The 13,171-nt window shown below is 58.0% G+C and carries 12 protein-coding genes and 2 tRNA genes; 1 reads left to right on the top strand and 13 read right to left on the bottom strand.

The genetic code is table 11. The features are described from left to right. Positions 1-13: 13 nt before the first annotated feature. The 10 genes from nusA to rlmE all read right to left on the bottom strand — a co-directional run bounded on the left by nusA (position 14) and on the right by rlmE (position 8,609). The gene (nusA, locus tag ACW9IN_RS10320; RefSeq protein WP_457365768.1) at positions 14-1,495 is read right to left on the bottom strand and encodes a transcription termination factor NusA; all 1,482 of its coding nucleotides are present in this window, start codon (positions 1,493-1,495) and stop codon (positions 14-16) included. 47 nt (positions 1,496-1,542) lie between these two features. After that, the gene (gene rimP / locus ACW9IN_RS10315) at positions 1,543-2,001 is read right to left on the bottom strand and encodes a ribosome maturation factor RimP (protein ID WP_003235029.1); all 459 of its coding nucleotides are present in this window, start codon (positions 1,999-2,001) and stop codon (positions 1,543-1,545) included. A gap of 140 nt (positions 2,002-2,141) precedes the next feature. Beyond that, a tRNA-Met gene (locus ACW9IN_RS10310) sits at positions 2,142-2,218 on the bottom strand. 97 nt (positions 2,219-2,315) lie between these two features. Continuing rightward, positions 2,316-2,401: transfer RNA gene (locus ACW9IN_RS10305), tRNA-Leu, on the bottom strand. Between the two features lie 22 nt (positions 2,402-2,423). Further along, positions 2,424-2,807 carry a preprotein translocase subunit SecG gene (gene secG, locus ACW9IN_RS10300; protein WP_010206600.1) on the bottom strand — a complete coding sequence of 128 codons (384 nt, stop codon included), beginning with the start codon at positions 2,805-2,807 and terminating at the stop codon, positions 2,424-2,426. A gap of 4 nt (positions 2,808-2,811) precedes the next feature. Next, the gene (tpiA, locus tag ACW9IN_RS10295) at positions 2,812-3,567 is read right to left on the bottom strand and encodes a triose-phosphate isomerase (protein WP_058427650.1); all 756 of its coding nucleotides are present in this window, start codon (positions 3,565-3,567) and stop codon (positions 2,812-2,814) included. A 66-nt stretch (positions 3,568-3,633) separates the two neighbouring features. Next, the gene (gene glmM, locus ACW9IN_RS10290) at positions 3,634-4,971 is read right to left on the bottom strand and encodes a phosphoglucosamine mutase (protein ID WP_457365767.1); all 1,338 of its coding nucleotides are present in this window, start codon (positions 4,969-4,971) and stop codon (positions 3,634-3,636) included. Between the two features lie 16 nt (positions 4,972-4,987). Continuing rightward, positions 4,988-5,839 carry a dihydropteroate synthase gene (gene folP / locus ACW9IN_RS10285; RefSeq protein WP_457365766.1) on the bottom strand — a complete coding sequence of 284 codons (852 nt, stop codon included), beginning with the start codon at positions 5,837-5,839 and terminating at the stop codon, positions 4,988-4,990. 8 nt (positions 5,840-5,847) lie between these two features. Next, complete coding sequence (gene ftsH, locus ACW9IN_RS10280; RefSeq protein ID WP_457365765.1) at positions 5,848-7,758, bottom strand: ATP-dependent zinc metalloprotease FtsH; 1,911 nt, start codon at positions 7,756-7,758, stop codon at positions 5,848-5,850. A gap of 200 nt (positions 7,759-7,958) precedes the next feature. After that, positions 7,959-8,609: a 23S rRNA (uridine(2552)-2'-O)-methyltransferase RlmE gene (gene rlmE / locus ACW9IN_RS10275; protein WP_457365764.1), complete on the bottom strand. Its 651-nt coding sequence runs from the start codon at positions 8,607-8,609 to the stop codon at positions 7,959-7,961. Positions 8,610-8,714: 105 nt separating this feature from the next. On the opposite strand from rlmE, the gene yhbY reads away from it, so the two are divergent. Next, positions 8,715-9,023: a ribosome assembly RNA-binding protein YhbY gene (yhbY, locus tag ACW9IN_RS10270; RefSeq protein ID WP_457365763.1), complete on the top strand. Its 309-nt coding sequence runs from the start codon at positions 8,715-8,717 to the stop codon at positions 9,021-9,023. Positions 9,024-9,032: 9 nt separating this feature from the next. Here yhbY and ACW9IN_RS10265 read toward each other — a convergent pair whose 3' ends face one another. The 3 genes from ACW9IN_RS10265 to carB are packed head-to-tail and all read right to left on the bottom strand — an operon-like array spanning position 9,033 to position 13,160. Then, a complete protein-coding gene (locus ACW9IN_RS10265) occupies positions 9,033-9,437 on the bottom strand; it encodes an MFS transporter (protein ID WP_457365798.1) in 405 nt (134 codons plus the stop codon). 28 nt (positions 9,438-9,465) lie between these two features. Beyond that, positions 9,466-9,942, bottom strand: coding sequence for a transcription elongation factor GreA (gene greA, locus ACW9IN_RS10260; RefSeq protein ID WP_457365762.1), 477 nt, complete (start codon positions 9,940-9,942; stop codon positions 9,466-9,468). Continuing rightward, complete coding sequence (gene carB, locus ACW9IN_RS10255; RefSeq protein WP_457365761.1) at positions 9,939-13,160, bottom strand: carbamoyl-phosphate synthase large subunit; 3,222 nt, start codon at positions 13,158-13,160, stop codon at positions 9,939-9,941. The genes greA and carB overlap by 4 nt, the downstream gene beginning before the upstream one ends. Positions 13,161-13,171: the final 11 nt, after the last annotated feature.

The raw sequence follows: 13,171 nt of genomic DNA, 5'->3' as shown, positions 1-13,171 counted from the left end.
AGGCCGCGCCTAATTACTCGAACCAATGGGCTCGGGCGGCCATGATCAACTTGCCGGCACGATCATCGTCAATGCCGTCGATGTCGAGCAGGTCGTCAATAGACTGCTCGGCCAGGTCTTCGCGGGTAATTACGCCGCGCACCGCCAGTTCCATCGCCAAATCCTTGTCCATACCCTCAAGCGAGAGCAGGTCTTCGGCCGGATGGGCGTCTGCCAGCTTTTCCTCAGTAGCGATGGCTTTAGTCAACAAACGATCCTTGGCACGAGCGCGAAGCTCGTTGACGATGTCTTCGTCAAAGCCGTCGATGTTGAGCATTTCTTCCAACGGTACGTAGGCAATCTCTTCCAGGCTGGTGAAACCTTCATCTACCAGCACCTGTGCCAACTCTTCGTCGACTTCCAACTCGTCGATGAAGTTGCGCAGGATGTCGCCGGTTTCAGCTTGCTGCTTAGCCTGGATGTCCGATTCGGTCATCACGTTCAGGGTCCAGCCGGTCAGTTGGCTAGCCAGACGCACGTTCTGACCACCACGACCAATGGCTTGAGCCAGGTTGTCTGCGCCGACGGCGATGTCCATGGCATGGGCATCCTCGTCAACGATGATTGCCGCCACTTCAGCCGGCGACATCGCGTTGATCACGAACTGCGCCGGGTTATCGTCCCACAGCACGATATCGACACGCTCGCCACCCAACTCACCCGACACGGCCTGGACACGCGAGCCGCGCATACCGATGCACGCGCCTTGCGGGTCGATGCGTTTGTCTTTGGAGCGAACAGCGATCTTGGCGCGAGAGCCCGGATCGCGCGACGCTGCCATGACTTCGATCAGGCCTTCGGCGATTTCCGGCACTTCGATACGGAACAGCTCGATCAGCATTTCCGGCGCGGTACGCGACAGGATCAGCTGAGGGCCGCGATTTTCGGTGCGGATTTCCTTGAGCAGCGCGCGCAGACGCACGCCGACACGGAAGGTCTCACGGGAGATGATGTCTTCGCGGGCCAGCAACGCTTCGGCGTTGTTGCCAAGGTCAACGATCACGTTGTCGCGGGTGACCTTCTTCACGGTACCGGAGATGATTTCACCCAAGCGCTCGCGATAGGCGTCAACGACTTGGGCACGCTCGGCTTCGCGAACCTTTTGCACGATGACCTGCTTGGCGGTCTGTGCAGCAATGCGGCCGAATTCGATCGACTCGATCTTTTCTTCGACGACATCACCCACGCTGGCGCCCGGGTGCGTTTGCGCAACCTTGCTTGGCCAGGTTTCGATGGCCGGATCATCAAGATCGTTTTCTTCGACGACCGTCCAGCGACGGAACGTCTCATAGGCACCGGTGTGGCGGTTGATTTCCACACGCAGATCAACTTCGTCTTCAAAACGCTTTTTGGTAGCAGTGGCCAGGGCCAGCTCCAGCGCTTCAAAAATCACGCTTGCCGGTACGCCCTTTTCATTGGATACCGACTCAACAACCAGCAGTACTTCTTTGCTCATCGTACGCCTCGCCTTTCGCAAGCCATTGGATCCGCGGGATCCGCGTCTCAGTCAAAACTGGGAATAATATTGGCCTTGTCGATCATATCGATCGGCAACAGGAACTCATGGTCTTCTACCTGCACCACGACATCCTGTTCTTCTACACCGCGCAGAAGGCCCTGAAAGTTGCGCCGCCCTTCAAAGGGAGATCGCAGCTTGATCTTCACTTGTTCACCGGCAAATTTTGCAAACTGATCAATAGTGAACAGTGGGCGTTCCATGCCTGGCGAGGAAACTTCGAGGGTGTATTCAACGGAGATTGGATCTTCAACATCCAGCACACCGCTGATCTGACGGCTGACAATGGCGCAATCGTCCACCAGCACGCCGCCCTCTTTATCGATATAAACGCGCAACATTGAGTGGCGACCTTGAGCCGAAAACTCAATACCCCAGCATTCATAGCCTAGGGCCACGACCACCGGGGCCAACAAGGCCTGCAACTCTTCTAGCTTGCTCGACACCTGAACCCCCTCGTGCATGTATGTGCATGCTGTGCAAAATAAAAAAATGGGCGAAACGCCCATCCTTGAAACGCCGTCGAACAGCGGCGTTGAAAGTGTCCAGCTAACAAAAAGCCCCTTAAAAGGGGCTCCGCTAAAACTGGTTGCGGGGGCCGGATTTGAACCGACGACCTTCGGGTTATGAGCCCGACGAGCTACCAGACTGCTCCACCCCGCGACAAAGCTGGGGCGGAAGTATACGACCGATCCCTTGCAGGGTCAATGTAACCTTCCACCTGCAAGAAAGCCCGCAATTGCGGGCTCTCCTGACTAATTGGTACCGAGAAGGGGACTCGAACCCCTACACCCTATGGGCACAACCACCTCAAGGTTGCGTGTCTACCAATTCCACCACCTCGGCAATACAGCGTTTACAACCCTTCTTACTTCTGCTCTTGAGCTGGAGGTACGTCAGTCGCTGGAGTAGCCGACTTTTGCTCTTGAAGCACCGGGACATCATCAGAAGCCGGTTTTGCTTTTGGTACTTCCAGCACCGCTGGGTTTGGCAAACCTACTTGAGTCAGCACATGAGCCTTCTCTTTAGCAAAGTAACCTAACCCCAAGCTGGTTATGAAGAAACCGGCGGCAAGTATAGCAGTAAACTTACTAAGAAAGGTAGAGGAACCTTGGCTTCCGAACACAGTATTTGAAGCACCTGCACCGAAAGACGCACCAGCATCCGCACCTTTACCCTGTTGCAACAAAACCAGGGCAACTACGCCCAGGGCAGCCAACAGATGAAAAACGACTACGACTGTTTCCAGCATTTTTTCAGTTTCCCGCGGCGCGACAGATCGCACCGAACTCATCTGCATTCAGGGAAGCTCCACCAATGAGCCCCCCATCGATATCCGGCATGCCGAACAGTTCGACCGCATTGGCCGCCTTCACGCTGCCGCCGTATAGAAGACGCACACCTTGTGCGACCTCAGAATTCTCTGCCGCCAACTGCGCGCGGATGGCGGCGTGCACATCCTGCGCTTGTTGCGGTGTAGCAGTCAGCCCGGTGCCAATGGCCCAGACCGGCTCGTATGCAATGACTGCTTTCGCAAAAGCACCTACACCCAGCTCCTCGATGATGCTGCCCAGCTGACGCGAGACAACCTCAAGAGTCTTGCCCGACTCACGCTGCTCCAGGGTCTCCCCTATGCACAACACTGGAATCAGGCCACAAGCCTGTGCTGCTGCAAACTTGCGGTTGAGCGTCCCATCACGTTCGCCCATCATCTGACGGCGTTCGGAGTGCCCAACCAGCACATAGGAACAGCCCGCATCAACCAACTGACTCGGCGCAATCTCACCGGTCAACGCACCCTGCATCGCTTCCACCGCAGAATTCTGCGCGCCGACTTGAATCGACTTGCCTTTCAAGCCATCAACCACTTGGGTGATATGCAAGCAAGGCGGAAAAACCGCGACATCGACACCGCTAGGCAAAGCCAGGTGACGAAGGCCATTGATCAGCTCAGCGACACTGGCGCGGGTACCGTGCATCTTCCAGTTACCAGCTACCATAGTGCGACGCATGCTGTACCTCGTCGGTCAAAGTGGGCGCAGATGTTACCCAACCACATCATCACTGGCAAGCCGAATTCAGGCGCAAACATCAGTTACCAGTTTTGCCAGGTCTTCGGCATGGCCGCGAACCTGATTTTCATCGTCACCTTCGACCATGACACGCACCAGAGGCTCTGTGCCGGACTTGCGCAACAGCACTCGCCCACGGCCCGCCATAGCGAGCGTCACACGCTCACAAGCTTCTTTGACAGCAGGGTGATCGATCGGATTTTCGCCGCCGGCAAAACGCACGTTGAGCAGCACTTGCGGGCATTTACGCAAAGCTTGGCGCGCCTGGGCCAGGCTCTCTTCACGACGACGCAACGAAAGCAGAACCTGCAACGCGGCAATGATCGCATCACCTGTGGTGGTGTGCTGGAAGCACACGACATGCCCGGAGTTTTCACCGCCCACCTGCCAGTTACGCTCCAGCAGCTCGGCAATCACATAACGGTCGCCCACGTTGGCACGAACAAAAGGAATTCCCAGATCGGCCAGGGCCAGCTCAAGCCCCAGATTACTCATCAGCGTACCGACGACACCGCCTTGCAGCTTGTTACGCTCGTGCAGATCACGCGCAATGATGAACAACAGGTCATCGCCGTCGACGATAGTGCCTGTATGGTCCACCATCAGCACGCGATCACCATCACCGTCGAACGCGATACCCAGGTCGGCATGCTCGGCCAGGACGGCGGCCTGCAGTTGCTCCATATGGGTGGAGCCGCAGTTTTCGTTGATGTTCAAGCCATTGGGCTGGGCCGACAGCACCGTCACATCCGCCCCCAACTCCTTGAATACACTCGGCGCCACCTTGTAGGTCGCGCCGTGCGCGCAGTCGACGACGATCTTCAAACCGGCAAAGTTGGTACTGGTCGGCACACTGCTTTTGCAGAACTCGATATAGCGACCCGAAGCATCGTTGATACGCGAAACCTTGCCCAGCTTGCTGGAGTCGACCACCGTCATCGGCGCATCCAGCAACTCTTCGATCATCAGCTCGATCTCGTCCGGCAGCTTGGTGCCCTGGCCGGAGAAAAACTTGATGCCATTGTCGTCATGCGGGTTATGCGAAGCACTGATCACAATACCGGCCTCAGCGTGAAAGGTACGCGTCAGGTAAGCGATCGCCGGCGTCGGCATTGGCCCGAGCAGCATCACATCCGCACCAGCGGCGGACAGACCTGCCTCCAACGCCGACTCAAACATGTAACCCGAAATACGGGTGTCCTTACCGACCAGGATGCGACACGCGCCCATACTGCGGAACGCCATGCCTGCCGCCCAGCCGAGCTTGAGCATGAAATCTGGAGTAATCGGAAACTCGCCGACCCGACCACGAATACCGTCGGTGCCAAAGTATTTTTTAGTCATAAGTGCTCCATCATTCTTATTCGGCCGATTCTACAGCGGCAATCATGCGTACCACATCCACGGTTTCAGCGACGTCATGGACACGCAGGATACGCGCGCCCTTGGCCATGGCCAGCGCCGCCAGCGCCAGGCCGCCGTATAACCGCTCGCCCACCGGGCGATTCAACGCCAGCCCTATCATGCTCTTGCGTGAAACACCGACCAACAAGGGCCGACCAAGGGCATGCAGTGCTTCCATATGCTTGAACAGGCTCAGGTTGTGCTGAAGGGTCTTGGCAAAGCCAAACCCCGGATCAAGGATGATCCGGTCAGCAGGAATTCCTGCCGCAGCGCACTGACTGATGCGATCGGCCAGAAAGCCCGAGACCTCGCCCACAAGATCATCATAGTGCGGGCTGTCCTGCATATTGCCGGGCTCGCCCAACATGTGCATCAGGCACACCGGCAACCCCGTGGCCGCAGCCGCATCCAGGGCGCCGTCGCGCTGCAGGGAGCGCACATCATTGATCAAGCCAGCACCAAGGCGTGCGGTTTCGCGCATCACGGCCGGCGTCGAGGTATCCACCGAGATGATCACATCCAGCTCTCGAGCCATTTTCTCGACAATAGGCGCAACCCGCTCAAGTTCCTCCAGGGGAGAGACAACGCGGGCACCTGGACGGGTGGACTCCCCTCCCACGTCGATCAGCGTCGCACCAGCCGCCGCCATCGCCTCGGCATGGCGCAAAGCTGCGTCAAGCTGACTGAAGCGGCCGCCATCGGAAAAGGAATCGGGGGTTACATTCAGAATGCCCATGACATGTGTATGGGCCAAATCAAGAACCCGATTGCCGCAAGGCAATCGGGTCGAGGACAACGCAGAAGTCATTTCAAACCTTAGTGGTCAGCTGCAGGACCGCCGATCGGGGCTTCAGGGCGCTCGTTTCGAACCACTGGCGGGGTGCCAGAAGTCCCCGAACCGCCTTCCCAATCGCGAGGCTCACGAGGCTCGCGACCCGCCATGATGTCGTCGATCTGATCCGAGTCAATTGTCTCGTACTTCATTAGCGCATCCGCCATGGCATCCAGCTTGTCGCGATTATCCGTCAGGATCTGCTTCGCGGTGCCATAGCACTGGTCGATGATGCTACGCACCTCAGAGTCGATCAGCTTGGCCGTCTCACCGGAGAAGCTGGCGTTCTGACCACCGCCGCCACGCCCCAGGAACACTTCGCCTTCTTCTTCGGCATACATCAAGGGACCGAGTTTTTCCGACAACCCCCACTTGGTCACCATGTTCCGCGCAATCTGGCTCGCACGCATGATGTCGTTGGAAGCGCCCGTGGTCACACCATCGAAGCCCAGTGTCATTTCCTCCGCGATCCGACCACCGTACAGCGAGCAAATCTGACTGATCAGTGCACGCTTGGAGAGGCTGTAACGATCCTCTTCCGGCAGGAACATGGTGACACCCAGCGCTCGACCACGCGGGATGATCGACACCTTGTAGACCGGATCATGCTCAGGCACAACGCGCCCTACAATGGCGTGGCCCGCCTCGTGATACGCGGTGTTCTGCTTCTCTTTCTCGGACATGACCATGGATTTGCGCTCGGCGCCCATCATGATCTTGTCTTTGGCCAGCTCGAACTCTTTCATCTCGACAATACGCTTGCCGACACGCGCGGCGAACAACGAAGCCTCGTTCACCAGGTTGGCAAGGTCAGCACCGGAGAAACCCGGGGTACCACGGGCGATCACGGCCGGAGCCACGTCATCGCCCATAGGCACTTTGCGCATGTGTACTTTCAGGATCTGCTCGCGACCACGGATATCCGGCAAGCCCACCACCACCTGACGGTCGAAGCGGCCTGGACGCAGCAGCGCAGGGTCGAGCACATCCGGACGGTTGGTGGCCGCAATGACGATGATCCCGTCATTCATCTCAAAGCCGTCCATCTCTACCAGCAACTGGTTGAGCGTTTGCTCGCGCTCATCGTGACCACCACCCATGCCAGCGCCACGATGACGGCCAACGGCGTCGATTTCATCGATGAAGATGATGCATGGAGCGTGTTTCTTGGCCTGCTCGAACATGTCTCGAACACGGCTTGCGCCGACACCGACGAACATTTCGACGAAGTCAGAGCCGGAAATGGTGAAGAACGGCACTTTCGCTTCACCGGCAATCGCCTTGGCCAGCAGGGTTTTACCGGTACCCGGGGGCCCTACCATGAGCACGCCACGTGGAATGCGGCCACCCAGACGCTGGAACTTGCCCGGGTCGCGCAGGAATTCGACCAGTTCCCCGACCTCTTCCTTCGCCTCGTCGCAACCCGCCACGTCGGCCAGGGTGGTTTTCACTTGATCTTCAGAAAGCAGACGCGCCTTGCTCTTGCCAAAGCTCATCGGGCCGCCCTTGCCTCCCGCGCCCCCTTGCATCTGGCGCATGAAGAACATGAACACGGCAATGATCACCAGAATCGGGAAGCTGGCGACCAGCAACTGGGTCCAGATACTCTGCTGTTCAGGCTGCTTGCCCTCGACAACCACGTGGTTATCCACCAGATCGCCGATCAGGCCGTTATCCGGAATATTCGGACGAATGGTCTTGAAGCTGTCGCCGTCGTTGCGTTTGCCGGTGATAACGAAGCCGTCAACCGCCACGCGCTCGACTTTGCCATCCTTGACTTGCTGGATGAAGTCGGAATAGTTGAGGGTCTGTGGTTCGTTAGGGCTGGAGAAGTTGTTCATCACCGTCACCAGGACAGCTGCGATGATCAACCACAGGATCAGATTCTTTGCCATATCGTTCAATTAACTACCCTCTGAAGCAAGCTCCGCTACTGGCGCGCGCTTCGCATGATATTCACCGGCCTAACTTACTACATTACCTACAACTCTGGCAGGCGCCGTCTGTAACCCTTTGTGAAACTTTGACTACACAATATTCGTAAAGCTTCGTGACGAAAGCGATATAAAAAAACCTATCGGCCTCCCTCAAACTCTCAAAGACGCTCATCGCTGGCAGCACCTTCGATGCCCCGGAAACCCCGTGCCAACAAGTATTGTTCGCGCGAGCGGTCCCGTGAGGAGTCCGGCTTGCGCATCTGCACCTTGTCGAACAGTTTGCGGATGTTCTTGTGGTACTCGTCGAAGCCCTCACCCTGGAAGACCTTGACCAGGAAATCTCCACCCGGGCGCAGTACCCGACCCGCCAGATCCAATGCCAACTCGCAGAGGAACATGGCTCGCGGCATATCGACAGCCGGTAATCCACTCATATTGGGGGCCATGTCGGAAATCACAAGGTCTACCTGAGAATTTCCTACGGCCTCCAGGATCTGCGCCAGTACGGCATCCTCGGTAAAGTCGCCATGAACGAAGGTCACATCCGGGATGCTGTCCATCTCGAGGATATCGGATGCGATCAACCGGCCTTGCCCACCAATCAGACGACTGGCCACCTGCGACCAGCCACCCGGGGCCGCGCCCAGGTCAATCACGCTCATACCGGGACGGAACAACTTGTCTTTGTCCTGCAGCTCAAGCAGCTTATAGCTGGCGCGCGAACGATAGCCGTCCTTCTGTGCCTTTTTGACGTAAGGGTCGTTGAAATGTTCTTTTAGCCAGTTAAGGCTGGTTTTGGAACGGGCCACGGGCCACCTCGAAAATAAAACCGGTCGTGATTAAGTGGGCGGTCCCGGACTCGCTCGGGTAAACTGGCCGCCGCTTTTTACAAGATCAGACGCAGAGGTCAGATTATGCCGCTCACTCCAGAGCAGAAGAAACAGTACAAATCCATTGGCCACCATCTGAAACCAGTTCTGATTGTGGCTGACAATGGTCTGACTGAAGGTGTTTTAGCCGAATTCGAACGCGCACTCAGCGATCATGAACTGATCAAGGTCAAGGTCAACATCCTCGACCGCGAAGCCCGCCTGGCCGCCATCGCGGAATTGGGCAAGGCTGGCAAGGCTGATCTGGTGCAGATCATCGGCAAGATGGCACTGCTGTACCGCCGCAACTTCGACGTTAACAAACAACTGTCGAACGTTCATCGCTTCAAGTGAAGAAAAGGGTCACGGGCGTGCCTCGCACGCCCTGCCACTCCATCCCGGCGCCGGCTGCAAGACCAGCAGCAGACCTGAAAGGCCCAACACAAGATAGCTGAACAACTGCCAGCGCAACGCCTCGGGCCAAAACAGACGCACCAGGCAAAACATTGCGCACGCATACAGTGCCATCAGCAGCAACTGGCCGCGCATATCCCGCCACAAACTGCCCAAACCCTCGGCCTTGACCAGCACAAGCGCTTGAAGCGTCACGCACGCCGCCGCAAATCCCACCAGCAGCGCACTTAATAATCCGCCGATCTCATCGATCAGCAACGGCGCAAGGCCAATCAAGCCCAACGTCGGCAGTACACCCATATGCAATAGCCAAAGGCCGCCCACCCAAAGCATCTGGGCGAACTGCCAAAGCATGGCGCCCGCACGTAACGGGCGCCGTCTTTCAGATGTGACGAACTTCGACAATCTCGTACTCGATCACGCCACTTGGCGTCTTGACGGCCACCACATCACCCTCTTCCTTGGCGATCAAGGCGCGGGCAATCGGCGAACCTACAGAGATCTTGCCTTGTTTGATGTCAGCCTCGTCCTCACCCACGATGTGGTAAGTCACGCTTTCATCCGTCTCGACATTGGCAATTTCCACGGTCGTACCGAAAATCACCTTGCCTGTCTTGGGAATAGTGGTGACGTCAATCACCACCGAGTTCTGCAGACGGCCTTCGATGTCACGAATACGCGCCTCGACCATACCCTGCTGCTCGCGAGCAGCATGGTATTCGGCGTTTTCCTTCAAGTCACCCAACTCGCGGGCCGTACCGATGTCCTGGCTCAGCTTCGGACGGACGACCTTGGTCAGATGGGCGTGCTCCTCTTCCAGGGCCTTGAAGCCCTGGACGGTCATTGGGTATTTGGTCATGCCTTCAATCCTGCGTGTAGATCCTGCAAGCGACGCACGGTCTTTTCCGGACCGAACTTGAGCGCTTCGCAGATAGCTTCGCCAGCAGCAATGGTGGTGGTGCAGTAGATCTTGTGCTGCAGGGCGTTACGGCGAATGGAGTAGGAATCCGCGATCGACTGGCGACCTTCGGTGGTATTGATGATCAGGGTGACTTCGTCATTCTTGATCATGTCGACCACGTGTGGACGGCCTTCCGTCACCTTGTTCACGCGACGCACTTTCAAGCCGGCAGCCTCGATCAGCTTGGCGGTCCCGGCGGTGGCCACGACTTCGAAACCCAAGTTGATCAGATCACGCGCCACGCCTGCAACCAGTGGTTTGTCGTCGTCACGCACGCTGATGAACGCGGTACCGCCGGTCGGCAGCACTTCGCTGGCGCCCATCTGGGCCTTGGCGAATGCCTCGCCGAAGGTGTCGCCCACACCCATCACTTCACCGGTGGACTTCATTTCCGGGCCCAGGATCGGGTCCACACCAGGGAATTTGGCGAAGGGGAACACCGCCTCTTTCACGCTGTAGAAGTTCGGAATGATTTCCTTGGTGAAGCCCAATTCTTTCAAGGTTTTACCGGCCATGACGCGCGCCGCGATCATCGCCAGGGAAACGCCGATGCACTTGGACACAAACGGTACGGTACGCGAGGCACGCGGGTTCACTTCGATCACGTAGATCTGCTCGCCCTGCAACGCCAACTGCACGTTCATCAAGCCGACCACGCCCAGTTCGAGCGCCATCTTCTTGACCTGCTCACGCATCTCGTCCTGGATGTGCGCCGGCAGCGAGTAAGGCGGCAGCGAGCAAGCGGAGTCACCGGAGTGAACACCTGCCTGTTCAATGTGCTGCATGATCGCGCCGATCACCACGTCGGTGCCGTCGCAAACCGCGTCCACGTCCATTTCGATGGCGCAGTTGAGGAAGTGATCCAGCAGCACCGGGCTGTCGTTGGACACTTTCACCGCATCACGCAGGTAACGCTTGAGTTCTTCTTCCTGGTAGACGATTTCCATCGCCCGACCACCCAGCACATAGGACGGACGCACCACCAACGGATAGCCGATCTTGCTGGCGGCACGGATGGCTTCATCTTCACTACGCACGGTGGCGTTGGGTGGCTGACGCAGATTCAGGCGCTCGACCATTTGCTGGAAGCGCTCACGGTCCTCCGCACGGTCGATGGCGTCCGGGCTGGTGCCGATGATCGGCACGCCGGCCGCTTCCAGGGCACGCGCCAGTTTCAGCGGGGTCTGGCCACCGTACTGCACGATCACGCCTTTTGGCTTCTCGACACGCACGATTTCCAGCACGTCTTCCAGGGTCACCGGCTCGAAGTACAGACGGTCGGAGGTGTCGTAGTCGGTGGAAACCGTTTCCGGGTTGCAGTTGACCATGATGGTCTCGTACCCGTCGTCACGCAGGGCCAGCGCGGCGTGCACACAGCAGTAGTCGAACTCGATACCCTGGCCGATACGGTTGGGACCACCACCCAGGATGATGATCTTGTCGCGACCGGACGGCGCTGCTTCGCACTCTTCCTCGTAGGTGGAATACAGGTAAGCGGTGTCGGTGGCGAACTCGGCCGCGCAGGTGTCAACGCGCTTGTAGACCGGGAACACTTCGAGCTTGTGGCGGTGGGTGCGCAGGTTTTTCTCGGTGACGCCCAGCAACTTGGCCAGACGCTGATCGGAGAAGCCCTTGCGCTTGAGGCGGAACATCATGTCGCGGTCGATGCTGGCCAGCCCCAGAGTCTTGACCTTCTCTTCTTCCTTGATCAGATCTTCGATCTGCACCAGGAACCAAGGGTCGATCATGTTCATGCCGAAAATGTCTTCGACACTCAGGCCTGCACGGAACGCATCCGCTACGTACCAGATACGCTCGGCACCCGGTACGGTCAGTTCACGCTTGAGCACGCTCATGCTGTCCGGGTTGCTCAGGTCGAGCTTCTCGTCCAGGCCGCACACGCCCACTTCCAGGCCACGCAGGGCTTTCTGCAGGGACTCCTGGAAAGTCCGGCCGATGGCCATCACTTCACCCACCGACTTCATCTGGGTGGTCAAGCGGGCATCTGCCTGAGCGAACTTCTCGAAGGCAAAGCGAGGCAGCTTGGTCACTACGTAGTCGATGGACGGTTCAAAGGATGCCGGAGTCTTGCCGCCGGTGATGTCGTTCGACAGCTCATCCAGGGTGTAACCCACAGCCAGCTTGGCCGCGACTTTGGCGATCGGGAAACCGGTGGCTTTCGACGCCAGGGCCGAGGAGCGGGATACACGCGGGTTCATCTCGATCACGACCATGCGGCCGGTGTTCGGGCAAATACCGAACTGAACGTTGGAACCGCCGGTTTCCACGCCGATCTCGCGCAGTACCGCCAGGGAGGCGTTACGCAGGATCTGGTATTCCTTGTCGGTCAGGGTCTGTGCTGGCGCCACGGTGATCGAGTCGCCGGTGTGCACGCCCATCGGGTCGAAGTTTTCGATGGAGCAGACGATGATGCAGTTGTCCTTTTTGTCGCGGACAACTTCCATTTCATACTCTTTCCAACCGATCAGTGACTCGTCGATCAGCAGCTCTTTGGTCGGCGACAAGTCCAGGCCACGAGCGCAGATTTCTTCGAACTCTTCACGATTGTACGCAATACCACCACCGGTGCCGCCCATGGTGAAGGACGGACGGATGATGCAAGGGAAGCCCAGGGTCTCCAGGACCGCATTGGCTTCTTCCATGCTATGAGCGATACCGGAACGCGGGCACGCCAGGCCGATGGACTTCATGGCCTTGTCGAAACGCGAACGGTCTTCAGCCTTGTCGATGGTGTCGGCGTTGGCGCCGATCATCTCTACGCCGAATTTTTCCAGAACGCCTTCGCGTTCCAGGTCCAGGGCGCAGTTCAGTGCGGTTTGGCCGCCCATGGTCGGCAGAAGTGCGTCCGGACGCTCTTTTTCGATGATCTTGGCAACGGTCTGCCACTTGATCGGCTCGATGTAGGTAGCGTCGGCCATGGCCGGGTCGGTCATGATGGTGGCCGGGTTGGAGTTCACCAGGATGACGCGGTAGCCCTCTTCGCGCAGGGCTTTACAGGCCTGGGCGCCGGAGTAGTCGAATTCGCAGGCCTGGCCGATCACGATCGGGCCAGCGCCGAGAATCAGGATGCTTTTTATGTCTGTACGTTTTGGCATGGGTTTGTCAC

The organism is Pseudomonas sp. SDO5271_S396, assembly GCF_054071795.1.
This window is presented reverse-complemented; position numbering and strand designations above follow the sequence as displayed.

Bases quoted from the DNA above. Each gene is read 5' to 3' on its own strand.
- folP (WP_457365766.1), bottom strand. From the start codon at position 5,839: ATGACTTCTGCGTTGTCCTCGACCCGATTGCCTTGCGGCAATCGGGTT.
- greA (WP_457365762.1), bottom strand. From the start codon at position 9,942: ATGACCAAATACCCAATGACCGTCCAGGGCTTCAAGGCCCTGGAAGAG.
- ACW9IN_RS10265 (WP_457365798.1), bottom strand. From the start codon at position 9,437: ATGCTTTGGCAGTTCGCCCAGATGCTTTGGGTGGGCGGCCTTTGGCTA.
- glmM (WP_457365767.1), bottom strand. From the start codon at position 4,971: ATGACTAAAAAATACTTTGGCACCGACGGTATTCGTGGTCGGGTCGGC.
- secG (WP_010206600.1), bottom strand. From the start codon at position 2,807: ATGCTGGAAACAGTCGTAGTCGTTTTTCATCTGTTGGCTGCCCTGGGC.
- carB (WP_457365761.1), bottom strand. From the start codon at position 13,160: ATGCCAAAACGTACAGACATAAAAAGCATCCTGATTCTCGGCGCTGGC.
- tpiA (WP_058427650.1), bottom strand. From the start codon at position 3,567: ATGCGTCGCACTATGGTAGCTGGTAACTGGAAGATGCACGGTACCCGC.
- ftsH (WP_457365765.1), bottom strand. From the start codon at position 7,758: ATGGCAAAGAATCTGATCCTGTGGTTGATCATCGCAGCTGTCCTGGTG.
- yhbY (WP_457365763.1), top strand. From the start codon at position 8,715: ATGCCGCTCACTCCAGAGCAGAAGAAACAGTACAAATCCATTGGCCAC.
- nusA (WP_457365768.1), bottom strand. From the start codon at position 1,495: ATGAGCAAAGAAGTACTGCTGGTTGTTGAGTCGGTATCCAATGAAAAG.